At 37.0% G+C, this 24,959-nt stretch carries 17 protein-coding genes and 1 tRNA gene; 6 read left to right on the forward strand and 12 right to left on the reverse strand.

The window, feature by feature from the left end; genetic code table 11:
• Positions 1 to 28 precede the first annotated feature (28 nt).
• The 7 genes from ABXZ36_RS00805 to ABXZ36_RS00835 form a co-directional block, all read right to left on the reverse strand.
• Positions 29 to 739 carry a hypothetical protein gene (locus ABXZ36_RS00805; RefSeq protein ID WP_354613550.1) on the reverse strand — a complete coding sequence of 237 codons (711 nt, stop codon included), beginning with the start codon at positions 737 to 739 and terminating at the stop codon, positions 29 to 31.
• A 155-nt stretch (positions 740 to 894) separates the two neighbouring features.
• The gene (locus ABXZ36_RS00810; protein WP_354613551.1) at positions 895 to 3,186 is read right to left on the reverse strand and encodes a GmrSD restriction endonuclease domain-containing protein; all 2,292 of its coding nucleotides are present in this window, start codon (positions 3,184 to 3,186) and stop codon (positions 895 to 897) included.
• A 172-nt stretch (positions 3,187 to 3,358) separates the two neighbouring features.
• Positions 3,359 to 4,108, reverse strand: a complete 750-nt coding sequence (locus tag ABXZ36_RS00815) for a hypothetical protein (RefSeq protein ID WP_354613552.1) — start codon at positions 4,106 to 4,108, stop codon at positions 3,359 to 3,361.
• Positions 4,109 to 4,440: 332 nt separating this feature from the next.
• Positions 4,441 to 5,739, reverse strand: a complete 1,299-nt coding sequence (locus ABXZ36_RS00820) for a tetratricopeptide repeat protein (protein ID WP_354613553.1) — start codon at positions 5,737 to 5,739, stop codon at positions 4,441 to 4,443.
• A 173-nt stretch (positions 5,740 to 5,912) separates the two neighbouring features.
• A complete protein-coding gene (locus ABXZ36_RS00825; protein ID WP_354613554.1) occupies positions 5,913 to 6,341 on the reverse strand; it encodes a DUF1810 domain-containing protein in 429 nt (142 codons plus the stop codon).
• An 813-nt stretch (positions 6,342 to 7,154) separates the two neighbouring features.
• Positions 7,155 to 7,745, reverse strand: a complete 591-nt coding sequence (locus ABXZ36_RS00830; RefSeq protein ID WP_354613555.1) for a hypothetical protein — start codon at positions 7,743 to 7,745, stop codon at positions 7,155 to 7,157.
• Between the two features lie 296 nt (positions 7,746 to 8,041).
• A tRNA-Leu gene (locus ABXZ36_RS00835) sits at positions 8,042 to 8,123 on the reverse strand.
• Positions 8,124 to 8,299: 176 nt separating this feature from the next.
• Here ABXZ36_RS00835 and ABXZ36_RS00840 point away from each other — a divergent pair.
• The 4 genes from ABXZ36_RS00840 (at position 8,300) to ABXZ36_RS00855 (ending at position 13,415) form a co-directional block, all read left to right on the forward strand.
• Positions 8,300 to 9,688: a dipeptidase gene (locus tag ABXZ36_RS00840; RefSeq protein WP_354613556.1), complete on the forward strand. Its 1,389-nt coding sequence runs from the start codon at positions 8,300 to 8,302 to the stop codon at positions 9,686 to 9,688.
• A 293-nt stretch (positions 9,689 to 9,981) separates the two neighbouring features.
• Complete coding sequence (locus ABXZ36_RS00845; RefSeq protein WP_354613557.1) at positions 9,982 to 10,347, forward strand: BlaI/MecI/CopY family transcriptional regulator; 366 nt, start codon at positions 9,982 to 9,984, stop codon at positions 10,345 to 10,347.
• A gap of 2 nt (positions 10,348 to 10,349) precedes the next feature.
• Entirely contained in the window at positions 10,350 to 12,170 is a 1,821-nt protein-coding gene (locus tag ABXZ36_RS00850) for a M56 family metallopeptidase (RefSeq protein WP_354613558.1), read from the forward strand.
• A 144-nt stretch (positions 12,171 to 12,314) separates the two neighbouring features.
• Complete coding sequence (locus ABXZ36_RS00855; protein WP_354613559.1) at positions 12,315 to 13,415, forward strand: DUF4407 domain-containing protein; 1,101 nt, start codon at positions 12,315 to 12,317, stop codon at positions 13,413 to 13,415.
• Positions 13,416 to 13,597: 182 nt separating this feature from the next.
• Here the strand turns inward: ABXZ36_RS00855 and ABXZ36_RS00860 are convergent, their stop codons facing one another.
• Entirely contained in the window at positions 13,598 to 14,404 is an 807-nt protein-coding gene (locus ABXZ36_RS00860; RefSeq protein WP_354613560.1) for an energy transducer TonB, read from the reverse strand.
• A 250-nt stretch (positions 14,405 to 14,654) separates the two neighbouring features.
• Here ABXZ36_RS00860 and ABXZ36_RS00865 point away from each other — a divergent pair, with 250 nt between their 5' ends.
• Positions 14,655 to 15,398, forward strand: coding sequence for a winged helix-turn-helix domain-containing protein (locus tag ABXZ36_RS00865; protein ID WP_354613561.1), 744 nt, complete (start codon positions 14,655 to 14,657; stop codon positions 15,396 to 15,398).
• 336 nt (positions 15,399 to 15,734) lie between these two features.
• Here the strand turns inward: ABXZ36_RS00865 and ABXZ36_RS00870 are convergent, their stop codons facing one another.
• The 3 genes from ABXZ36_RS00870 to ABXZ36_RS00880 are packed head-to-tail and all read right to left on the reverse strand — an operon-like array spanning position 15,735 to position 20,029.
• A complete protein-coding gene (locus tag ABXZ36_RS00870) occupies positions 15,735 to 16,697 on the reverse strand; it encodes an alpha/beta fold hydrolase (protein WP_354613562.1) in 963 nt (320 codons plus the stop codon).
• The gene (locus tag ABXZ36_RS00875; RefSeq protein ID WP_354613563.1) at positions 16,694 to 18,340 is read right to left on the reverse strand and encodes a GMC oxidoreductase; all 1,647 of its coding nucleotides are present in this window, start codon (positions 18,338 to 18,340) and stop codon (positions 16,694 to 16,696) included. The genes ABXZ36_RS00870 and ABXZ36_RS00875 overlap by 4 nt, the downstream gene beginning before the upstream one ends.
• Before the next feature lie 36 nt (positions 18,341 to 18,376).
• Positions 18,377 to 20,029, reverse strand: a complete 1,653-nt coding sequence (locus tag ABXZ36_RS00880) for a solute:sodium symporter family transporter (protein WP_354613564.1) — start codon at positions 20,027 to 20,029, stop codon at positions 18,377 to 18,379.
• Positions 20,030 to 20,327: 298 nt separating this feature from the next.
• Between ABXZ36_RS00880 and ABXZ36_RS00885 the strand changes: the two genes are divergently transcribed.
• The gene (locus tag ABXZ36_RS00885) at positions 20,328 to 21,188 is read left to right on the forward strand and encodes a hypothetical protein (RefSeq protein ID WP_354613565.1); all 861 of its coding nucleotides are present in this window, start codon (positions 20,328 to 20,330) and stop codon (positions 21,186 to 21,188) included.
• A 40-nt stretch (positions 21,189 to 21,228) separates the two neighbouring features.
• Here ABXZ36_RS00885 and ABXZ36_RS00890 read toward each other — a convergent pair whose 3' ends face one another.
• On the reverse strand, positions 21,229 to 24,954 hold the full coding sequence (locus ABXZ36_RS00890; protein WP_354613566.1) for a metallophosphoesterase: 3,726 nt from the start codon (positions 24,952 to 24,954) through the stop codon (positions 21,229 to 21,231).
• Positions 24,955 to 24,959 lie beyond the last annotated feature (5 nt).

Raw genomic sequence — 24,959 nt, forward strand, 5'->3', positions numbered from 1 at the left:
ATAGTCTTAGTTGGAAATAGTTATATTTTTATTCTAATGCTTTCAAGAACTGTTTTAATTCTTTTTCATTTAGCGTTAGACTTAATTTTAATTCTCTTTTCTCCGTAAAATCATTATAAACTTTTAGAACCTTGCTGTTAATATTGATGTTCTCCTTAATTAGTCTGATGTATTTAAAAGTATTCTTTTTTGTTGAAATATTATAATCATAAGTTGCCAATGCAAAACAACATTCAAGACAACCAAACGTTTTATTTTTTTCAAACCAAGTCAAAATTTCTTCAGGTGTAATATGAACTGCGTAAGTTATAATTTCGCCTTCAATTTTAATTTCATCAATGTCTACTCCATTATTACATCTATCTCCTCCTCCGATTATTTTATTTAACTTAACTGTATTATTTTTTACTGTTAAATCGAAAATATAATAATTTATTGCTGTTCCTTCAGGGTCTTGATAAACATACACTACATAATTATCATTTTTCTTGTATAAAATTTTAAATGCAAATATTTCAATATAATCTAACTCTGTTGTAAATATGTATCCGTTTTTTCTTTCCCATTTAACCTGCGTATCATCATCTTTCAATGTAACCTCTTCAATAAACCCTTTATTGTCAGCAAATGTTGTTATTTTACATAATGCATTTGCGTATTTTTCAAAATCTTCTTCTTGACCATAAATTGATGAAGCTGTACAAATAAATAGAAGTGTTATTAATTTAAATATTTTCATTCCTCTTTTTTTATTATTGTCAACGGTTAGTATATGAAAAGTAGGCGATTTCGAAGCACTAAACTTTCAGTTAAGCACAAAGTTTGATACGCGCCAAAAGCCTTCATTTTATTAATGTTTCGCCTATTTTTCATAGTACACATTGTTGTAAGCCGTTATTCCTTTTCCGAAAGTTCATTTTTCAAGATACTCTTAAACCAAATAATAGCAGCTTCTCCGTCTTTAATCATTATGTCATTCAGTTCGTTATTATGTGCAATTTGATTTCTTAGAGTGAATAGTTGGCTAAATCGGTGTTCTACATTCGGTTTAGCTTTAAACATATCTTCAAATGCACTCCAAGTGTCTTTTTTGATAATCAACTCTTTGAATTCTCCGAGTGTGAAAAAGTTCAGTTTTTTTCTAAATGATCGATAAGTCTCAAAATTTTCTCCTGGGAATTTTTTTAAGTGTGAAGCAATTTTAAATTCAGTCGATTGCCTTGTCATATCTGATACAAACTGTTCAAATGGGTTTGTACTTAATCCACTTAATTTGACGTTTATTAAATCTCGTAACTGAATTTCAATACTTTCAATTTCAGATTTCAAGTCTTTAATTGCTTGTGGTAGTTCAATTGAATTTTGTAAAATTGATTCGATAGTTATTTGTTTACCTCCTGTTAAAAGGTCAATTGCTTTGAGAACATAATCAGCTCTGGTTTCGATAAAAGAATCAAAATCTGACTGAATTTTATCAATTCTTTTCTCTTTTTCCATTCCTTCATAACCTCCATTTGAAAGTTCCTTTATTGGGATTATGTGGCTGTTTAAACGACTGTTTACAATTTCTTCATCTGCCCATTTATAACGCTCTTTCAAGTAAATCAAAGGGTCTTTTCTTCCAATATTTCGGTTAGTTTTACCTGTGATTAATGCACAATTTAATGCTAAAGAGCTATCAACATTTGCTTCTTGTAGAAGTGCATTAGGAAAAATATGGTGATATTCTCTTTTTTTAATGTTTTCTCTTGAAACCTGTTTGCCATCTGCGAAGTCATATGCACCTAAATATGTAGATATTGCAAGAATACCTCTTGCTCTAATATTTACTTTCTTAGGCCATCCTACAGTTAGTAGTTCTTCTTTGTCGGCCAAAGGATATAATTTTCTGTTGAGTACAGGAATATCTATTTCTTCGTAGAAATCGCCTTTATCGTTTTGTTCGTTATTTATTACTCTTTTAAGGTTGATATAATCTTGATATGCTCTTGAAGCTGCCGAGTTTTCATATCGGTATGTAAAGAATGAAGACCATAAATATTTTTTTAGTAGTATTTCTCCTTTACCTGCTAAATCTCCATTTTCTGGAATTTTTGAAAAAGCTGAGGCTACAACTGATAAAACGGCATTGGTTGGAAGTCTGTTTTTATCATAAATTCCTTGTGATTCCATAAATACCGCCATTCTCCCAAGACAATTTTCAAGTATATCCCAATTATTGACAAGAATAGATTTATCCATTTCTGCCATTCCTCTGTGATTTGGTAATTTGTCTTGTAATAGAGCAGAAGTAGCTAATATTAAAAAGTCGAGTTCAAAATACTGTTGGATTTTAGGATGTTTTTTACTTAAATCACTTTGTAAATCGTGTAATGAGCTTTTCATTTCACTTTCTACTTCTGCAACAATAATGTCATAAATAGAAAGTGGTTTGCTATTAGTATTCATATTTATAAATACTTGTAAAGCAATTTCTTTTGGTGTGGTAGATGGAAGTGAAAGAAATGGAAGGTTAAAATGTGAGATTGTCTCTCTTAATTTTGTGATTTTTAAAGTCAAGTCTTTTTGAAACTTGTTGTATTCTTTTAGTTTTTTAAATCCATCTGGGTCTGAATCTGTTGGTTCTAAATGTTTAGTTGCGAGTTCAATCCAATTGTCAATTTCGGATTGAATGTTTTCGGGTCTAAATAGTTGAATTGGAACGCAACCTCTTTTTAAACTGTCTTTTGGTGAGTCAGCCCAAAGTGGATATTTAAGTTTGTTTTTTAAATACCTTGTTCTACAATAAATCGAGATTTCTTCATCTCTCCTATTGTTATCTGTTTCGTCAAAATCTGGAAAATAAACAAAATATGTTTCAAAATCGTAGTTGTTGTGTAATGCTCTCCAAAAAGAAGTCAACCTTTGCTGTCCGTCTAAAAGATGTTCGGTTATTTTGTCTTTAACTTCAGGTTCGGCAGTACTTATATATCTCGATTCGAATTTTTCTTCATTTCCAACATCTAAAATTAAGGTAACTCCTACTGGTAAATTATGAATAACCGTTTCTAAAAAACTTTGAACTCTCCATCTATCCCAAGCTTCCATTCTTTGGAAACGAGGAAGTTTAATATTTCCATTTTTTATTTTAGTGTACCAATCGACTAACTGTCTATTATGTGCACTGCTCGAAGTTATTTCTGACATATTTTAATTTTCGTAGTTTGGGTTTTTTTAATGGCTTACGTGTTTGTAAATCACTTGTGGCGGTTTACGAAGTACTTGATTGTCGTCTTGCACCAAATTTAATTAAAAGCACAAAGCTTGAATTCACCACTTTACCCGCCATAAGTCATATACGCTGTTATAGGTTGTGTTTCTATTTTCTTGTAAATACTCCATTAATAAATTCAAGTGATATTGTTTTTCCTGTCGCCTTGTATCGTCCTTTTTCTTCGTCAAACTTGAACTCATTAAAATGTAAAATATTTTTCACAGGGTCAAAAGTTAGATTTGCTTTTTCACTTCTCGGATATTCTATTACTAAATCTTTGTTGTCTGCAAAACACGAATTGCACTTTAGAAGAGTATCTCCATTGATTCTGAATATTTGCACAATTTGATGTTGTTGTCCGCTGCCGTGGGTTCCCCAAGCAATTGTCAGGTAAAGTTTTTCAATCTCTGTATTGAGTTCAAAAACTTCATAAATTTCGCTGTCTGTATATCTGCCTAATTCTGCTTCTTTTCCAGAATTTATTTGCTGAACAATTATCTTTCCATTGTCTGTTTCAAACTGAGCAACACAATTTATGTTATGCCAGGTTCCACCTGTTAGGTCGTCCCAACTATAAAATTTTATTTTATTATCAGGTGATGTTTTAATAGTTAGGTATTTAGATAGACTGTCAAATTCATTCCTGAATGTAACAGGATTAGCTAAAAAATTTAAAATTTGTTTTGTAAAACCAGGGCTCAATCTGTCAAACCTTAATTCGGATTCAGCTGAAAGCATTTTCTTAAAATTATTTGTCAGCTGACTATCAATTTCTTGGAACTCTGATTTTTGTCCATTTGAAGACAAGCAAAATATAAGTCCGAAAATTATTATAAAAAATGTCTTTTGTGTCATATTGTTTGTTTTCAAGATAGCCTTAACGGTCTTGTATATGAAAAGTAGTGGGTTTTAAGCACTAACTTTTCGGTTTATAACTGACCTTTGTTTTATTATTTAATTTTCGTTTTAGCACTAAAACCGCTATGTTTTATATACGTTGTTGGCAAACGTTAATCTTTTTTTCTAAAAATTAATCCTAAAATTCCGATAATCAACGTTCCAAAAAAAATAGGTAGAATAATGTATTTAAACCTAGCCTTCTCAAATTCTATATATCCTTCACAGCTAGTCAAGGATATCAATAACATGTAAATCAACAAAACTCTTTTTTTCATAATAATTAAAATTCAAATTGCTTTAGCATAAGTTAAATGCCATATTCCATGATTTATTCTTCCACCCATTATTGCCTCCGATATCGAAAATTTTATTTTCCTGTCTTTAATTATAAAGTTCTTTAATTTATTTTCACATAGACTTTCCATCTTATTATCTATTATTTTTTGTGTATTGTCTATGTATATTTTCATATGGTCTCCGATATTTACGCCTACTTCTTCCAGAAATCCATCACTTACTGAAGATATTATTATTGTTATGTTACTATAATCTTTTTCATAATTTAAAATGACACCTTGTAAATTATCATAATAGTTATATGAAGCATAATCTAAATATTCTTTGCTCACCAAATGTTCTGTTTTATATTCACACAAAAAACTTATATCATCTTCGCAAACTAGAACAATTGCCTCATCGGCCATAACTGAACCTAATTCTTTTGCTTTTTTATAATCTTCACAGGCACCATTATAATCTTCCAAAATTATTTTTGAGTAACCTCTTCCTTCAAACGATTCAAATTGTGTGTTGTCTAGATCTATTGCTTTATTAAAATCTTTTATAGCTTCATTATATTTTTCAATTTGAATATAACAAAGACCTCTATTTTTATAAACTTCCCAATCATTAGGCTTTAATTTTTGGTATGAACTATAATCTAAAATAGCCTTTCTGAAATCATTTTTTTCCTGGTAGATTGATGCCCGATACCAAAATGCCCTTGGAATTTCTGAATTAATACTTATTGAAAGGTCAATATCTGCTAATGCCTCATCTAATTTATTTATTTGCTGCTTTATTATTCCTCGATGAATTAGAATATCTGCATTTTTTGGTTTTATTCTTAAGGCATTCGTATAGTTTTTAACAGCATCTTCAAATTCATCATCAATAGCTAAAATATTTGCTAAGTTATTATAAGCATCAAACGATTCATTATCAAGTAGAATAGCCTTTTTGAAATCATTTTTTGCATCAATATAATTCCCTTCACTTGCATAAATATTTCCGCGAGTAACATAAATACTTGCTTCATTTGGGTCTAATTTTAATGCCCGTTCAATATACCCAGTTGCGTGTATATTATTTTCTTGTTTATTCAACAACATGGCCTTACAAACTATAGCTTTGACACTAGTAGAGTCTAGATTTAATGCTAAAGTGTAGTTTACATCTGCATTTACAAAATCATCCATATTATAATATGAATTACCTTTTTTGCGATATAATTCTGAGTTTAGAGAATCGTTCTTTATTGCTGTATTAATAATTGTTAAAGCCCCTTTAAAATCCCTTGAATCCATTTTGGTTTGCCATTCTTCCTCATAATTTTTTGAAGATGTATTACATGATATTAATAAGAGAATAATAGTTAGTAAAAAAAAATGTTTCATAATTCTTATAATGTGGGTTAATGGTTGCCAACGGTTTGGCTAAACTGCGTTTTAATGCAGTTTAGGTTTTGTTGGCAGTAGTTTTATTCATTTTTCAGTGCGCTTATGGTACGTCTACATCTATTTCCTTCAAAATATTTTTCTAAGACAGAATCAAATAAAGCAGTTTCAGTTTGAATATCGTCAAATAAAGTCATTGAGGATTTAATCTTTAGGTCGTCAGGTCCGCCTAAGACATCATAAGCTGTTTTATTTTCAATTAATAGAAATGCTTTCGTGATTTCTATAAGACGTGAACCTAGTATTGGGTGTTTCAAATAACTAATTGCTTCTTCTTCACTATTAATAGCATATTTTACAGAGGTGCTACTTCTACCAAGACCATGATACTGTGGGAAAATATACCACATCCAATGACTTGCCTTTCTGCCGTTTTTAATTTCATCTAAAGCCTTTTCATAAGTGTTTGATTGAGCATCAATGAATCTTTTTAAATTGAATTTGTCCTCCATTTTTAATTTCTATTACTGCCAACAATTGTATAATGAACATTTGTTTATTATACCTCTAATTCGGGATATATGAAACATATCTTTTACAGCTATTAAATATAGAAAATAATACTAGGATATCGCTTTTTTGAAAACATTTCAAAGAAATTACAATAAATCTTTTCTAAGGAAAAGGACTATTACTGAAACGATTGTCACAAAATACGGGGAGTATCACATCTGTTAAAAAGATATGAATAGTTATTCCTGAAAATTTTAGATTCAGTCTCACTCAGCTTATAATATACCCTATTTTCTAACCCATTATTAGCATAAAATCCGATGGTTCGTCCATTATTTTAGCATTAGAAAGGAAATTTAAAATAATTATCCAACTACTATCTAGTCAACAAATCCAAAGGTTCTTTTGGTGGGAAATTTTACTTTATATTTTTCTCCTCCAGCTCAAGTATAGTTGACTTCTCTGAAATAAGGAAAAATTATTGCGGGTCATTTATGAACCAAGCTTTTTGCAACCGCAGGAACCAGAATTGCAAAAGCTTTCACGCCAACGCTGAAAATGAAATAAAAAACGGCAAATAACAATGTCTTTAATACATAGCGCCTTACGGGATGCTACGACACTACACACAGACTGATATTCAACACAAATTATTAAACAAGAAAGATATTAAAATCACCGACTTATAATTACATTTTAACCATTGAAAGGCCATTATTAAGTGCAGGAATATTCTGATTATAAAATGTAAGTCCTTGGTGAAATTAAGAAGGATCCTACCCAAAAGCTAAGTGGAAATTGGCCAATTACAATTACCCCCTCAACCCAAGTCTTTGCTTCATTTGGAATTCGTATAAATCATATTGCTCGCCTAAACCGATTTCACCAGTTTCAAGGGCCTTATGCTTTCTGTAGTGCCAATAGGCATTATAAAACCCTCCTTTAAGGTTTATTTCAATGAATTGAGTTTCCCCTTCAAATGTCTGTCGGACATCTGTTACATAAAAGAAATCAATCCCCATTTTAGCCTTAAGGAACGGCAACCTCATATTCTCACCAATTCTGGGGAGATATATAAGTCTTGAACATTTAAAATGCCCGTAGGTTTTATGGTACTCTACATTAAAGCTAATGACCACATTATTAAATTCTAATGAACCATTTAGCAATTCCCTATAAATGATCTCCAATTGCCTTCTGATACGATAGGTCCTTAAACCAGTTGCTGCCTCAATCTGCTTCAATGTTGGAAGTGGCAGGTCCTCTTCGTTGTAATAATCCTTGGCCATTAAAAAATCCAAAAGGTCTTTATATTCAACATTGCCCACATACTTTTTAAATACTTGATCCTTAATGGAAAGTAGGTCTATGAGTATCTGTTTTACTGAAATTGTTTGCTCCATACCAATGATTTTAAAAAAGTAGAATAACTTTCAGTAATTTATAAAAAAGCTGGGAAATGGATTTAAATTATGCAGTCCTCTTTCTCTTTTGGAGCTAAACTAAGCTCCTCCAAAAGGTGGTAAATAAAATAGCTAAAGACTTTTTTTGATTTTCTGTAGTCTCAAATAAAAAGTGAGTGATTTTTTTTCAAAAGGAAGGATTGCATAAACGTTTTTCGAAATATCATGAAATGTGTTACCCATGTGTTACCCCGCAATAAAAAAGCCGACTCCTAAAAGTCGGCTTTCTCAATAAGTACAGGCGGAGAGACTCGAACTCTCACACCTCACGGCACTAGATCCTAAGTCTAGCGTGTCTACCAATTCCACCACGCCTGCATTTCAATAAGGTCCTTTATTGGAGCTAGATTTACATCTATTTGGTGAATTTTCAATTGATATCCAGCCCACCTCGCCTTCAAAAGGACTGCAAATATAAAGCAAATTTTGTATTATGAAATACTTAGCTCATAAAAAGTTCTTTTTTGTATTTTTATGTCTCATTAAACCATTTTATGCAAGATATATCAGCTTACGTTGCCAAGAACAAAGAACGCTTTATCAATGAGCTTATCCAACTTCTTAAAATCCCATCCGTTAGTGCGGACCCCGCTTATTCTCCAGATGTTATAGATGCCGCGGCTTACGTAAAAACCTCCCTCTTAGAGGCAGGTTGTGATACCGTGGAAATTTGTGAGACCAAAGGATATCCCATCGTTTACGGAGAAAAAATAATAGATCCCAACTTGCCCACCGTACTTGTGTACGGGCATTATGACGTACAACCGCCAGATCCTATCAATCTTTGGGACTCCCCCCCGTTTGAGCCGGTGATAAAAACTACCGACTTACATCCGGAAGGTGCCATCTTCGCCAGAGGTGCCTGCGATGATAAGGGACAAATGTACATGCACGTAAAGGCCCTGGAGTATATGGTGCAAAACAACGACCTACCCTGCAATGTAAAATTCATGATAGAAGGGGAAGAGGAAGTAGGAAGTGAAAACTTATCAGAATTTGTGGCCAACAATAAGGAGAAACTAACCAATGATATCATCCTTATTTCCGATACGGGAATGATCGCCAAAGATGTGCCTTCCATAACCACCGGTCTAAGGGGCCTAAGTTATGTAGAAGTAGAGGTTACCGGACCCAACAGGGACCTACATTCTGGACTTTATGGGGGTGCCGTGGCCAATCCTATCAATATACTGACCAAGATGATCGCCTCCCTTCATGATGAGAACAACCATATTACCATACCTGGGTTTTATGACAAGGTGGAAGAGCTTTCCAAAGAAGACCGTGCCGAAATGGCCAAGGCTCCCTTTAACTTGGAACACTATCAAAATGCTTTGAAAATAGCATCGGTCTACGGTGAAAAAGGATATACCACCAACGAACGCAACTCTATTCGCCCAACCTTGGATGTCAATGGTATTTGGGGTGGGTATACCGGTGCCGGTGCCAAAACAGTAATTGCCAGTAAGGCCTATGCCAAGATATCCATGCGTTTGGTTCCCAACCAAGATTGGAAAGAAATTACCCAGCTGTTCAAGACGCATTTTGAAAGTCTTGCCCCTGCCGGCGTAACAGTTAAGGTAACACCTCATCATGGCGGTCAGGGCTATGTAACCCCTATAGACCATATTGGGTACCAAGCCGCATCCAAAGCCTATGAGGCCACGTTTGGGAAAACACCCATTCCACAGCGCAGTGGCGGTAGTATCCCCATTGTGGCCTTGTTCGAAAAAGAACTGAACAGCAAAACCATACTTATGGGATTTGGGCTGGACAGTGATGCCATACATTCCCCCAACGAGCATTTCGGGGTATGGAATTACCTAAAAGGGATTGAGACCATTCCTCATTTTTACCATCACTTTACAGAACTAACCAAATAAAACACCAAGGTCTTTATGAGCAGGGTAGCGTGTTACATAACGCTCTATCCTGCTCTAAGGGACTATGGTTTCATCATTTATAGACTTCCAATTTTAGGGCGTTTCCCTACGGGTCGCTCTTTTCGCTATATCTTTTACTAAGCGTACTACCCCATTTACAAACATCTACGCATACCCCTTAGTAAGAGGATGCCGCTACAATAGCTAACACCTTCAAAAAAAAACATACTCTACACTTGTAGAATTGAAATATATGTTCTATGTTTGTAGAGCGCACTCTAATATTGTTGACCATGAAGCTCTCAAAGACCGAAGAAGAATTAATGAACCATCTCTGGAATCAGGAAAAGGCCATTATGAAGGACCTGTTAGGCGTATATCCAGCACCCAAACCCGCCACCACAACTATTGCTACCCTTTTAAAGCGGATGGCCGATAAAGGATTTGTAGCCTACACTTTAGTTGGCAACTCTCGAGAATATTACCCCTTAGTGCAAAAGAAAGATTATTTTTCCAAGCATGTCAATGGCCTCATCAAAAGCTTTTTTAATGACAGTGCCTCACAATTTGCCTCCTTTTTTACCAAGGAAACAGATCTCTCCAAGGAAGAGTTGGAAGAGCTTAAGGCCATTATTGATGTAGAACTTAAAAAGAAATAACCATGTGGATCTATCTCTTAAAATTTAGCGCCCTCCTTGCCATTTTCCTCGTCTTCTATAAGATCTTTTTGGAGCAGGCCACCATGCACCACTTCAAACGGTTCTATTTGCTGGGGGCTTTACTGATTGCCCTTGGTATTCCTGCCATCACGTTTACGGAGTACGTTATGGCACAACCTCAGCCAGTGAGTGCAGAATTAGTGCAAGCGGCATCCTTACAGAGCGATCCCGCCAACCTAAAAGAATCAATAAATTATCTTCCCTGGATACTTTGGGGCCTCTACGGGCTCGGCGTAGCATTATTCTCTATCAAGTTTCTAATCAACCTATGGGGGGTCATTAAAAGGATCAGAAATAATCCCAAAGAAAAAGCTGGCCCTTGCCAACATGTTTTACTACAAGACCCTATAGCCCCACATACCTTTTTTAGCTATGTCTTTTTCAATAAGAAAAAATACGAGTCGCATCAGATTCCACAAGAAGTATTCTGGCACGAAGAAACCCATGCCCAACAAAAACACAGCATGGATGTCCTACTCATAGAACTCTTCCAAATTATCTTTTGGTTCCATCCCTTGGTTTATATTTCCAAACATTACATCAAATTAAACCACGAATTCCTGGCAGACGAGGCGGTGTTGCACAAAGGGGTAAACACCTCTACCTATCAAAAAATATTACTGGCATTTGCTTCTCACAATAGCTATCGGGATGTCCCGGAACCCAGTTTATCAAATTCAATCAATTATTCATCAATCAAAAAACGAATCATCATCATGAAAACACACACTTCCAAAAAAGCCCTATGGGGTAAAGGTGTATTGCTGCTACCCTTATTAGCACTCTTGCTCTATAGTTTTAGCAATAAAGAAATTGTGGCACTGGAGCAAAAGACTAAAAGCACAGAGACAACTACCCAATTACAGGTAGCAATGGAAAACCCCACCATTAATGCAGAGAACATTGAGATCCTCATCAATAAATATGGGCAACTTTTAGTCAATTCAATCCTTGTAGAAATGGAAGATCTACATTCTTTTCTATTGAAATACAACCAAGACCTTTCCAAGGAACAACGTTCTCAAACGCTACGTTCTATCATTACCATAGACAAAGAAGCCCCAAAAGAGATCATCGAACAAGTGGAGGTTATTTTAACGGACTATGGGGTAGCCACCGTCGACATCAGGGAGAAGACCTACGTTCAACAGGAAAAAGAAGCCACTAAAGCGGAAATGAAAGAGTACAATGCCTTGGCCAGCAAATATAATGCACAAGCCAAAGGAAAATATGTGATCAAAATAGCTGATATGTCACGCTTAAAGCAGCTAAATGACCGCATTACTACAGCACAAAAGGCGTCGGCAGAACCGTTTCCGAAGTTTCCACCGCCACCGCCACCAGCCGTAGGAACCCCTACCCCTCCAAGGGTGATCAAAAATTCCAATCCACCACCACCACCACCCTTACCTGCAAATGCCCCAGAAGTAGATAGGATTGCGTATGAAAAAGCAGTGAAAAATTATAAAAAAGGCAATCCAGGTCTTGTGTATGATCATATGATGGAGGATGGGGAATTGGTAGAGATCATTGTAATTGAGGATGAAAACAATGTGGCACCCCCTCCACCACCAAAAAATCCAATTACACATATGCAGGAATTGGCTGTCAGAGGTGCTACATTTTACCTGAACGGAGACCCAGTTTCCTCCGAAAAAGCCATCCAATTGGTCAAAAAAAATAAGAACATCAATATTGATATCCGCGGAGTGGATTCCGTAGCCCCAGTTGTAAAACTCACTACCAAGACTAAGGGAAACTAACAGGGAACTGCTCCATTCCCGTCCAAGGGACACATAAGAACACACCAAACGTTAAAGCCTTCATTTTGAGGGCTTTTTTTGTAACAATCTCCTATCTTCATAGTCAAATATCCAGTACATCATCAATCAAAACAACACATCATCATGTTACTACGTTTTTTTATTCGCTGCTCTGGAGCAGACTCCTCCATTCTAAGTACCTGCTCCCCAGGGGAACAAAACAAATATGCCGGCATTGGCGCCACCGTTTTCTTTACCGCCCTCATGGCCTTCATTGCCAGTGGCTATGCCCTTTATACCGTTTTTGACAACATGTATATGGCTATTGCGTTTGGACTCATATGGGGTCTGCTCATCTTTAATCTGGACCGTTTTATCGTCTCCACCATCAAAAAGACAGGTAACCTAAAAAACGAGTTTTTGCAGGCTACCCCTAGAATACTTCTAGCAATCATAATAGCGGTGGTCATCTCCAAGCCCTTGGAAATGAAAATCTTTGAAAAAGAGATCAACCAGGTGCTTTTGCAACAAAAAAACGAACTGACCCTGGCCAACAAGGACCAAATTGCCCTTCAGTACAATCCCAAAATTGCCGAGCTACAGCAGAACATCATCGGCCTAAAAAATGAAATCGCGATTAAGGAAACAGAAACCAACGCCCTATACGATACCTATATTTCCGAAGCGGAAGGCACCGCAGGCACCAAGCTTTTGGGAAAAGGGCCCGTGTACAAGGAGAAAAGGGAAAAACACGATGCTGCTCTGGCAGAATTGCAGCAGCTAAAAACAACGAATACCGAAAAAATAAGGGATCTAGAAATCCAAATAAGTAGCTTGGAAGTGGCCTACACGGATCAGGTGAATGGTTCACAGCCGCTAATAGACGGCTTTGACGGTCTCATGGCTCGTATCAGCGCTCTGGACGAACTCCCTTGGTTTCCATCGTTCTTTATATTTCTCCTGTTTCTGGCCATTGAAACCTCACCCATTATCGTAAAACTACTTTCTCCCAGAGGTCCTTACGATTATAAATTGGAGGACGAGGAAAGTGCCGTTAAAACATGGGCCAGCCAAAAGGTTGAACAACGAAAACTCTTATTTAATACCGATACGGCACTCAATAAACAAGTCTATGACGACCTTTCCAAGGAAGAGGAAATGTATAGGTACAAGAAGAAAAAAGCGGAGGAACTCCTCAAGCTCCAAGCGGATGCCTTTCATAAATTGCAGATAAAAAACTTATAGGCAACCTGCACTCCTTAATGATAGAGCTATGCTTTTGTGCTTCCTATGGAATAAAACACTTTTCAGCATAAAGTTTTGGTGTCATTATTGGTAATCCTAACTATGACCAAAAAGAGATGCTAAATTTAAAAGGCTTTTTCACATACATGAAAAAGCCTTTTAAAATACAATTAGTTGTATAATTAACAACCCATTAACCCAAAGGAAAGCACCAAGACTTGATCAACTTTTTCGCCTTTAGCATTTTCGGCTGGTAGCCATTTTCTAAGTGTTCGGCTGATTAGCTCAATCATCTTTTTATCAACTGCAGGGAAATTTGATGATCTATCCAGTGAAACATTTTCTATTGTCCCATTCTTGGTTACCGTAAAAAACAGCTTAGCCGGCTGAAGTTTGTCCTCTACTACATTAACTCTACTTTCCTTGCTATTTTCTTTGAGAAATTCCATTAGTGAATCCTTGCCATTGATATAATAAGCTTGCTTTTCCGGAACAATCGTTAGATGAGGCGTCCAATAACTCTCTTCCAATTCTCCGGTATACCTATTCTTCTGCATTACATCAGCTCTTATCTTAAGGTTGGTGGAATAATCGGAAGATTGTAGGAGTTTTAACTGAGCGGAAGTTAATTTAGCACTGTTTCCAGATTCACGAATATCTGATTCCCTATCATTTTCGATAATAATGACCTCCACAAATTTGTAAGACAAAATCCGTTTAGCATCATCTTCTTCCATAAAATCAGCAAAAGATGTAAAATTATTTAGATCTCCCTTTTTAATGGGACCGAACCTTGGACCTACATCATAAATAAAATTTGAAAAGATCCTATTTTCCAAATTCTGCGAGGGTCCTAGATTGCTAACTAGATTTAGGTTATCCGGGATTTTTATTTTATTTGATTCTGAACTATCTCTGTGAACAAATCCAAAAGCCATAAAACTCAGGATAATTATTGAGGCACATAAAACTAGAATGTTCTTTTTCACAACCATTAATTCAAGGATTAATATGTATCAAATCTATTATGCATTGAGCCTTCTACAACCGTATCAAATGTAAAATAATGTAAATTTTATGTAAAACATTGAACTTTGTCACGTAATGGAATAGTTTTGTGAAATGCACCCAAGACTTTTTAAAATCTTAGGCTTCACTTTTGTCTGTTTCTTGCTTTTCATCGCAAGAACAAATGCCCAAGATACCACTGATGATAAACAAATTGTAATATCTCTGAGGATGATAGGACATCAAATTCTACTCAGTTCACAGGACAGTACCTCTCGTGTATTGCCGATCATAAAAGAAAATGGTTTCTATAGAATTCAATTCGAAAATGAATTTGAATTCAACCCAGAAGATCTGGTTTCAACTATTGATAGCCTTGTTAAGCAAACTGGATTGGCAAATAGCTATATCGTAGAGGTAGAGGACTGCGCAACGAAGGAAGTGATCTATAGTTTTAAGGTGGACGAGGTCATGAAATCGGACATAATTCCTTGTAAATCAAGAATTCAACCCAAATCCTGTTATAGCCTTTTATTTACTTTGATAGAAACAAACCGGACAGATGTAGTGACAAGTCAGTTGAATTATATATTTGTTGTTTTTATACTTCTCGCACTAATCACTTTGGGGTTATTTTTTCTTTGGAAAAGAAGGAAAACACCGGCGATCGACCCTAATTTGATCCCTTTGGGCGCGTACCATTTTGACAAACGAAATACAAAGCTTTTGATTGAACATCAAAAAATAGAATTAACAAGTAAAGAAGCCGATCTTCTTCTTTTACTTTATAACGCAGCTAACACAACCGTTGAAAGAGAGGTTATTCTAAAAATGGTTTGGGGAGACGAAGGCTATTATGTGGGCAGAACCCTTGATGTTTTTATTTCGAAATTAAGGAAGAAACTTGAATATGATTCAAAAGTGAAAATCGTAAATATTCGTGGGGTAGGCTACAAACTTGTAATGGATATTTAGACTTATGTGCTGGAATTGGGGTTAATGTCGAGGTGCCTTTGCACCAATGTATTCGGTATAGCGCTTACCGATATCTTGCTTTTCATGGGTTTTTAATTTTAGTTATACACAAAAATACTACGCTTGGTAAATTAAAAAAATTCATCAACTATTAATTTCCCTTTTTCCTTAAACCAATGGTGACCTAGATGGGTTAATATTTAAGCTGACCCTTATTTTTGACAAATCTTGGAATCATTAAATACAGCTTTTGTCCACGACAGTAAAGCATAGAACAGCCTTCTGATGGGAACTACAGATACAACCCATACTACCATTGCTAATGGTACGTATTGGCTACTTAATTTTTTGTGTATTTTTCAAGAAAGCAATAACTGGCGCTAGGCTTTCCATAGGACTTTCCTCCATGGGAGTATGACCTGTACCCTCCAATACAACTAATTTATTATGTGGCAAATACGCATGAAACTTATAGGCACTCTCCACTGGGATTAATAAATCATTCGCTCCCCATAGTATAAGCGTTGGCTGCTGAATGTTTTTGATATTCGTATACGCACTCTCATCCTTTGACATGCTAAATCTATCTACGAAGGCTTGACGATTACCCTCTTTTAGGGTGAGTTCAAAGTACCTTTCCACTAATGAATCAGTAACTTTTGAGGTGTCAAAATACACATTTTCAACACTGGCTCTCACTAAAAAACGTGGCGTTATAAAGGTAAATACCTTGTTAAGCAGGGGTATTTTAGCCAATTCAAAGGCTATTGGGGTACTCTTTGAAGTTTTGGGATATCCTGCTGCATCTATTAAAATCAATTTTTCAACCATGTCTGGTCGTTCTAGGGTATAGTTCCACGCTATCTCTCCCCCTAAGGAATTGCCAGCCAGCACACATTGTTTAATCCCCAAAGCTGTCAAAAAATCCTTAATGAATTCTGTATAATGCGTCATGGAATAGTTCCGATCCATAAACGGACCTGTTAAGCCATACGCAGGAAGATCCATTCTAACCACTCGATTGGTACTCTTCAAGCTATTGGACCATGCGTCATAGGTGTGTAAACTTGATGCTGTGCCGTGTAGGAGTACGATTGGAATAGAGTCGGCTTGGTTTCCCTCGTCTCTGTAATGAACATCCAATCCTTTCACAGAAATAAAGGATGAATTTGAATTGGCGTACTTCTTCTTTAATTCCTCCAACGGAATATCTCCATGACCAAAGAGGATAATCATACCCAAAATGAACAGTACTATAAAAATTAAAATACGATTTAAGACAGGCACAAAACGCTTCATTGGCCTGCAACGTTTGAAACGTATGTGCTGCTTCCGGCGGAAAAAGAAGTCCTATATACCTTCATTGGCTCAGAATGACCTAAGTCATTTTTATGGGGTATTTGATCCATAGCTCGTTCTGCAATAGCTGTTATTGTTAAGGATGGATTAACCCCTGGATTTGCAGAAATCATAGAACCATCAATGACATACAGATTGGTATACCCAAAAACCTTATTATCCTTATCAATCACACCTGTGCTTTGATCCTTACCCATAACGGCACCACCTAAAATATGGGCTGTAGAAGGTATTCCTGCCAATGTTTCTAACGCAAAGGAGGTGCTTACCCCTTTAATGGCTTCGCTGTAGGCCTTCACCAATTTTATAGATTCAGGGATAAAGGGTGTGGGAGCCTTACCTTTAGTTACCGTTGAAGTCATTTGCCCCAAGGAATTTCTTTTAAACTTTAAGGTGCTATCAAGGGTTTGCATAAAAAGTAAAACAACGGTATTTTTTGCCCACCCATTAACAAAATATATTTTGAAATAATCAACGGGATGTTTTAGGAATTTAAGCAGTATTTTAAAAAGACGGGATATCACATTGGATCCTGTTACATAGGGCAAATGAGCCAGCTTCCATGCATCGGATCCCTCACCATATCTGCAAATTTCGAGATGGCTGTTTTCGTCTGTATCAAGTATGCTTCCTATAGCAACACCTTTCGAATAGTTTTTCTCTTTTTCCAACCCAGTAACACTAACCAATGTTTCATTATTACTCCGGATATCTTCCCCGAGCTTATCTGATAAATTGGGGAGTGACTTCATTTTAAGCTTCAGTAGTAATTTTACCGTACCCAAAACTCCGCCTGAGAAAATCACAGCCTTCGTTTTTATATTTTTACGTTTGCTGAAAAATTTTGTGCTGCTTTTTAACCAAACTTCGTAACCCTCAGAACCGTCAGCATTGCCTATAGGTTCTACATCATACACCTCATTTTCTGCGAGTATTTCTGCACCATTTCTTTGAGCGAGGTAGAGGTAGTTTTTGTCGAGCGTATTTTTCGAATTATGCCTACAACCCGTCATACACGCCCCGCAAAAAGTACATCCAGAACGTTCTGGCCCTTCCCCATCAAAATAGGGGTCTTTTTGGTTTTCATTTGGTTTTCCGAAAAAAATAGCGACTCGGGTTGCGGAAAATTTTTTCTGGATATCTAACTTCTCTGCCATTTTTTTTAGTCCCAAATCCCCATCAAATAATATTGGATTTTTTGCTGCTCCCAACATTCTTAAAGCTTCTGCATAGTAAGGCTTCAATTCAGTTTCCCAATCGTTTAATTCCTTCCAACTTCCAGAATTAAAAAAAGCGGTTTTAGGTGTAGGTAAGGTGTTGGCATAAACCAAAGAACCGCCACCAACCCCAGTACCAGAAAGTATCGCGACATGTTTAAAAATGGAAAGTTTCATAATGCCAAAAAAACGCAAATACGGCATCCATAACCATTTTTTGAAATTCCAATTGGTTTTAGGGAAGTCTTCAGCCTTGTACCATTTCCCCTTTTCAATTACTAAAACCTTATATCCTTTTTTAGATAATCGTAAAGCACTGACCGAGCCTCCAAAACCACTCCCTATGATAATATAATCGTACTCCATTTTCATTTAGCATTACAGATAACTATCCGCAACTATTTATTTCGCAAAGTAGATATAAATACTAACCACAATGGTACAAATGGCTATGCCTACAATCTTTATGTGTTTATAAGGAACAATGTCCACTTGTTTTGTATACTCAAGCTCAAAGGGAGTTTCCCGTGGTTTGAAATACCCTATGACCAACATAATGATTACATTGGTTAAAAACAAGATGGCCATTATATGTAGGTAATGTGGGTAGGCATCCGCTTCCACTAATTTTAGGGCTGCAGGATCTATAACCCCAGATGCTTTTGCAGCAGCAAGAGCGCTTTCCTTCATATTGGGTCCAAGCCAAAACTGACTAAATATATATAAAATAGACCCTGAAAAAATACCGATTTTTGCGGCAATGGCAGGTACTCGTTTGGTTAAATAGCCCACTACGATTATGGTAAAAATTGGAATACTGTAGATCCCGTTTATTTCCTGTAAGTAATTGAAAAGACTTCCTGCATTGGCGATCAACGGAGCAATAAACATGGCTGCCAGTGCCAAGATAATACCAAATATTTTACCGTATTTAACAACGGTTTTTTCAGGAGCATCTTGGTTTATGTGTTGTTTATAAATATCAATCCCAAATAAGGTGACAGAGCTATTGAGCACACTATTAAAGGAACTCAATATGGCTCCAAAGAGAACTGCGGCAAAAAATCCGACCATAGGTTTTGGCAACACGGCACGCACCAATTCTGGATACGCAAGATCACTAGTAGCAAGTCCTCCTTCAAAATAATGATAGGCGATCATGCCTGGTAATACTAAAATTAAGGGTCCCAAAATCTTTAAAAATGCGGCCAACAACAACCCTTTTTGTCCTTCTGCCAAATTTTTGGCACCCAAAGCACGCTGAATAATCTGTTGGTTGGTACCCCAATAAAATAACTGTACCAACATCATCCCTGTGAAAATGGTAGAGAAGGGTACTTCTTGCCCTGCATTACCGGTAGAATCAAATCGTTCAGGCTCTGTAGTCATCAATACATTCAAACCATCTAACACACTACCGTCCCCTATGGCCATCAATCCAAAAACTGGGATCAATAAACCCCCAGTAAGTAATCCTATGGCATTGATAGAATCCGAAACTGCAACCGCTTTTAGACCACCAAATACGGCATAAATAGACCCTATAATCCCTATTCCCCAGATACAGATTACCAAGGCGGTAGAATCCGTAACACCCAAGAGTGTAGGCACATCAAACATGCCGCTTATAGCTACTGAACCAGAGTAAAGAATTACAGGTAACAATACGACTACATATCCCGTTAAAAATAAGCCCGAAGTAATTGTTTTGGTGCTTACATCAAACCTTTTTGCTAGAAACTGGGGTACAGTGGTTAGGCCTCCCTTAAGGTATCGTGGCAACAAAAATACGGCCGTTACCACCATGGCGATTGCCGCCAAGGTTTCCCAAGCCATTACAGATAGTCCATCTGTATACGCACTTCCGTTTAATCCTACAATTTGCTCTGTAGATAAGTTCGTAAGTAATAACGAACCTGCTATAACGCCAGCAGTAAGACTCCTACCTCCTAAAAAATAACCATCAGATGAACTCTCATCTGTTTTCCTTGTGGCGAAATAAGCTATAATACCTACTAATGCAGTAAAGCCTACAAAAGATAATATTCCAATCATAAGTATTTGTTTAATTTAAGTGGTTTGATTATTACGCATAAATATATTGGATTTTTTGCACAAATGATGGTTTACTTGGAAAGTATCTAGAATAATAGCAATTTTAGGAGAGACCCGTATAAAACCGTCCCTTGCCCTCAATTATAATCATAAATGGCCATTTTATATATAAAGGAAAACCCCTGAATAATTAAAAAAATCTTATTATTTGATAAAAAGAAGTTAAATACAGCCCCTTTATACCCTAATCTCTTTAAGCCTCCTAAAAATAGTCCTAGCTTTGAGAGTAAAAGCACTCATGATAAGATTTGTCCCTCTTTTTCTCCTCGTTATATGTACTAGTTGTTCCAACTATGGGCAATTGACCTTTGTCACCAAACTACCCCATAAGATCAGTGAAAGTTCAGGGTTAGTTCAAATGAACGACACTACCATTTGGACTATTGAGGATAATGGCAACAAGGATGAAATTTATCAGGTAGATTTTGAGGGGAAGTTGCTAAATGAACTTAAGGTAAAGAATGCCAAAAACGAAGATTGGGAAGACCTTGCCAAAGATGATCAAGGCAATGTTTACATTGCTGATACCGGCAATAATAATAGTGATCGTGAAGATCTGATAATTTACAAAGTACCTAATCCCAACATTGAGCCCGGAGATAAAATAGAAGCTGAGAAAATCGAATTTTCTTACTCGGACCAAAAAGATTTTTCATCCAAAAAAGAGGAATTGCTGTTTGACTGTGAAGCCATCTTCTATCGTAACCAGTTCCTATACCTCATCACCAAGAACAGAAGCAGACCTTTTAATGGGGAAGCAAGGGTTTATAAAGTGCCTGCACAAAAAGGAAGTTATAAAGCTGAATTTATAGGCTCCTTCAAAACCTGTGATGAGCCCAATACCTGTATTGTTACTTCGGCCGACATATCTCCAGACGGCAAAAAAATAGTACTGTTGGGCTACGGAAAATTATGGGTCTTTACTGATTTCACTTTGGATAACTTCACCAAGGGTAAAATGCAGACCATAGAATTAGGAGCCACCACACAATTGGAATCGGTTTCATTTAAACCAAATTCCAATACCTCCTTGCTCCTATCGGACGAAGAAAGGGCAGATACCGGACAAAATTTATATTCCTTTGAGCTGAAGCAATAAGGAACATTGCACTATTAAGGCTGCATTTGATTTTAAGAAATTAGAAACCAAATCCGAGTCCAAATGAAAATCGGGGTCCCTCATCCCCTTGAAAGAGTGCCAAATTAATAGACATCAAATCTGCTCCATTAAAGAAAAAGCCACCGCCATAAGAGGTATGCCACGTATTGGATTCTTCCCCAGGCAACCAAACTCTACCGTAATCAAATCCACCGTAAATACCCATGGCCACGGGCAATAAACCTGTCTTTATTTTTCTTAGACTATAGCGCACATCGGTATTCTGATAGTAGGCTGTTTTGCCGGCAAAACGTTGATTTCTGTATCCCCTTGGTCCATCATTAGCACCAATGGAAGCCGCTTGATAAAACTCATAATCATTCCCAATATTAAAATGGGCTTTCCATTTAGTAGCCAAAACCATTCGCCCACTTGGCACCAGTTTATAATCGAAAGAAAGACTGGGCACAACAAATCCAAATCCTTCATCCCCTCCATCTATTCTAGATGTATACCCTATCTCTAAGGAAGTGGCCATACCCAAGGTAGGAAAGGCGCTATTATCAGTATTAGAATAACTATACCCTGCCTGTAACCCCAAAAACTGCTTGGTGCTTTCTTCCCCATTGGCTTGGTAAAATGTATTGATAAAACGGTCTGCAGTTTCTTCCACCTCTATTTTTTCATAACGCACACTAGATTCAATTTTCGCCCCCAACTGTCCTCTCCAAATCAAAGAAGGGGCAAAACTCAAATTCTTAAGTCGAACTCGATTATAATCTAGTTCCAGATCATCATCCAAATTTTCCGTATCATTACCGAATCCAAAGAAATTAGCACTAAAATTAGGACTTGTAAATCTGGCGTTAAGGCCCAGATTCCAATTTTCTAGGACGTAGGCAAATTCTCCTTTGTATCCCAATTCAAACCCACTGGTCGCAAAATAAAAGGCTGTATTTAGGGTATGTTGACTCGTAAACGGATTTTGAAGAAAACCATTATGAGTATACGTATCACTAAATCCAATTTTTGCCCCATCATCAGGGTTGTATCCAATGGTGGGAACTAATTGATTAGTGGTCTTTTTTAAATTTAAGGGTTGATAGGTATTAATATCATAGTCATTAGTCAACCTGATTTTGGCATTGCCCTTATTCTTTATGGTGTTCTCCCTGGCTTTGTAATCATAGATAAAGACCTTTCTATTATCTTGAATATCATAGATATCGTTGTTCTGACCCCCTATCAATCTGACCTTTATACCCATAGGACCATTTCCTTTCACCTCAAAATAATCATCGTCGTCCAATCCATATATCCACAGTTCTTTGGTAATGGTAGGGTCAACTATTTTATGAAAGAACTGTTTTTCCTTTTTGCCACCAATAATACGATAGGCATTTACCTCAGCATCCCCATTCTCTAATACATTTATTTCAAACCAATCATCCTTATCCGTTCCCGTTACCACAGCAAAGGCATTCAATTCCTTATAATACTCATTGGCGATTTGGGGTAGGTTTTGAAGACGGGCCAGCAAAACCCGTTTTAGTTCTGTAACGGTTGCATCCCTGACCTCTTTAGGAAATAGTTTAAAAGCAGTATCTATAACTTCTGGCGTTAGGTTTTTTTGAATAAAGGCCACTTCCTTTTCCCATTGGCCTTTTGTAGTTTCCGTTAGTAATACCATATCCAACGGATAGGGATTGGTATTAAATCCACGTACATTTCGGACATCTTCATGAAATCCTTCCATTAATTTCAAAGGTGGAATTACCCTTGTTGCTAAGCCCATTAAAGGGCCATCTCCCATAATAGAAAAAACTTGGTCTCTGTCCCTGGGAATGGCCTTAAAAATAGTTTTCCCGGTTTCTTTATCCTCTATTTCTGCCCAGCGCCATTGATCGCTGTGCCTATCCCAATCCCCAATGACCATATCGAACAATCTAGCTCTTAGGTAGCTCTCCTTGTCCAACGTATATTCTTCATCGCTGCGAAGCTTCTCAAAAAGGTCGTCCGTGCTCTCTATTTTATTGGCATAGCCAAAGCTTTTAAGCGCTCCATGCCCGTCTCCCACATGCTCTTCTATCATATAGAGCTCATCACCAAAACTTTCATTAAAATCTTCTAGTGCCTTTTGTTTTGGCACATAATACAGCACGGGATTTGTATGAAAGACCCCTATGGCATCAGATAGTTTCCCGATGGTAAAGGGGGCATAGGGATGTGCTCCCGTATAAAAATCGAGTAAAAGACTTTCCGTATAGGTATCCTCAAATTCACCTACAATATATTGGTCCTTAAAGGCCATGGATTGCAAGTATAGTTCCGCACTTTTACGCAGGGCACGCATTACATATTCCTTACCATTTTTATCGGCTAAGCGCAATGATTTTGATTGGTGTCCCCCTCCTTTTCTTACAGGTATTAACCCTCCGAAAAGAGTGTCCAACGCTACTGTTGGTGCCATAACTTTGGTCCCGTAATACTTGCGGTAGCGATCGCCCCATATTGATTTGAAAAAACCACTTTTAGCAATCTCTTCTTTCGAGTATACAGACGCTTCCATCTCTTTAGGAAAGGTGTCAGCATATTTTTTTACCATTAGTTTACGGTCTTCAGGCAAGACCTGGGTAGTAAAAAGAAATTCCTCCTGCTCACTATCACCAACCCCATAATACCGGACCCTCGAGGATCCATCGGTATACACTTCCAAAATAGCATACCCCATTTTTCCGGTTGAAAATTTAGATCCGTTCAGTAATCTAGTAGCACCTTCTTTTGCGCCTGATCCACTTACAATCTGAGGGGTATTCCCTTCTACTATATATTGCAGGGTGTGCTCATGTCCCGAAGTGAAAATTACCTTTTCCGAGTATTGTGCCAAGGTTACAATACGCTTTTGCAGCTCCCTGTATCTCTTATTTTGCATATCCTCCGTAGAAGCTCCTGTTGTTTTTCGAAGCAGATTGATAAAACTGCCCAACATGGGAAACGGTCCTTTCCCTTTACTGGGATAAAGCTGTTGATACAGTGTTGTCTGCCCTCCATGGGAACCATAACTAAACATGGGATGGTGCATCGCCAAAATAGTGGTCTTATCCCTATTTTTCTTAATTATGCCCTCCAATTCCTCTAAGAATTTATCCCTACTCTTTATATCGCACTCATCATTAATGCCAGGGTGTTTGTCCCAATTAGTAAGGTACCATTCTGTATCAATGGCGACCACAAGTACATCGTTCCCTATTTCTATTTCTTCCAATGGACATCCATTATCAGGTTGAAAAGCGCCTTTATCATCCATCCATTCCTCAACGTACCTTTCCTCACGTTTAAGGCCAATAAGACCTTCCGTGTACCAATCGTGATTTCCTGGAATAAATAAGGTTTTTCCCTTGAAATTATCCAATGTCCTCAATTGGGCATTCAAGTGATTCTTTGCTGCCACATAAGCCATTGTGGAGTCTCTTTTATCTGGAAGCCCTGCTGGATAGATATTATCCCCTAAAAAAATAGCCATACTATTTTTATCGGCTTGGTCCAATTTCTCTTTAAAAAGCTTTAGGGCAGGGTTCATGCCTCCCATAGGAGAAAGTCCGGCATCCCCAATCAAATAAAAAGTCTGGGAAATTTCTTTAGATGAGGGTACGTTCTTAGCATCATGGCCTTCAGCATATTTAGTGCCTATAGTGGCACATCCCGTAAAAATTAGGGTAAACAAAATTAGCAGGTAATGTTTGTGCATTTCAAATCTTCTTTGCATCAAAA

Source organism: Sediminicola arcticus, from assembly GCF_040566695.1.
Classification (GTDB): domain Bacteria; phylum Bacteroidota; class Bacteroidia; order Flavobacteriales; family Flavobacteriaceae; genus Sediminicola; species Sediminicola arcticus.

Bases quoted from the DNA above. Each gene is read 5' to 3' on its own strand.
- ABXZ36_RS00805 (WP_354613550.1), bottom strand. From the start codon at position 739: ATGAAAATATTTAAATTAATAACACTTCTATTTATTTGTACAGCTTCA.
- ABXZ36_RS00810 (WP_354613551.1), bottom strand. From the start codon at position 3,186: ATGTCAGAAATAACTTCGAGCAGTGCACATAATAGACAGTTAGTCGAT.
- ABXZ36_RS00815 (WP_354613552.1), bottom strand. From the start codon at position 4,108: ATGACACAAAAGACATTTTTTATAATAATTTTCGGACTTATATTTTGC.
- ABXZ36_RS00820 (WP_354613553.1), bottom strand. From the start codon at position 5,739: ATGGATTCAAGGGATTTTAAAGGGGCTTTAACAATTATTAATACAGCA.
- ABXZ36_RS00825 (WP_354613554.1), bottom strand. From the start codon at position 6,341: ATGGAGGACAAATTCAATTTAAAAAGATTCATTGATGCTCAATCAAAC.
- ABXZ36_RS00830 (WP_354613555.1), bottom strand. From the start codon at position 7,745: ATGGAGCAAACAATTTCAGTAAAACAGATACTCATAGACCTACTTTCC.
- ABXZ36_RS00840 (WP_354613556.1), top strand. From the start codon at position 8,300: ATGCAAGATATATCAGCTTACGTTGCCAAGAACAAAGAACGCTTTATC.
- ABXZ36_RS00845 (WP_354613557.1), top strand. From the start codon at position 9,982: ATGAAGCTCTCAAAGACCGAAGAAGAATTAATGAACCATCTCTGGAAT.
- ABXZ36_RS00850 (WP_354613558.1), top strand. From the start codon at position 10,350: ATGTGGATCTATCTCTTAAAATTTAGCGCCCTCCTTGCCATTTTCCTC.
- ABXZ36_RS00855 (WP_354613559.1), top strand. From the start codon at position 12,315: ATGTTACTACGTTTTTTTATTCGCTGCTCTGGAGCAGACTCCTCCATT.
- ABXZ36_RS00865 (WP_354613561.1), top strand. From the start codon at position 14,655: ATGATAGGACATCAAATTCTACTCAGTTCACAGGACAGTACCTCTCGT.
- ABXZ36_RS00870 (WP_354613562.1), bottom strand. From the start codon at position 16,697: ATGAAGCGTTTTGTGCCTGTCTTAAATCGTATTTTAATTTTTATAGTA.
- ABXZ36_RS00875 (WP_354613563.1), bottom strand. From the start codon at position 18,340: ATGGAGTACGATTATATTATCATAGGGAGTGGTTTTGGAGGCTCGGTC.
- ABXZ36_RS00880 (WP_354613564.1), bottom strand. From the start codon at position 20,029: ATGATTGGAATATTATCTTTTGTAGGCTTTACTGCATTAGTAGGTATT.
- ABXZ36_RS00885 (WP_354613565.1), top strand. From the start codon at position 20,328: ATGATAAGATTTGTCCCTCTTTTTCTCCTCGTTATATGTACTAGTTGT.
- ABXZ36_RS00890 (WP_354613566.1), bottom strand. From the start codon at position 24,954: ATGCAAAGAAGATTTGAAATGCACAAACATTACCTGCTAATTTTGTTT.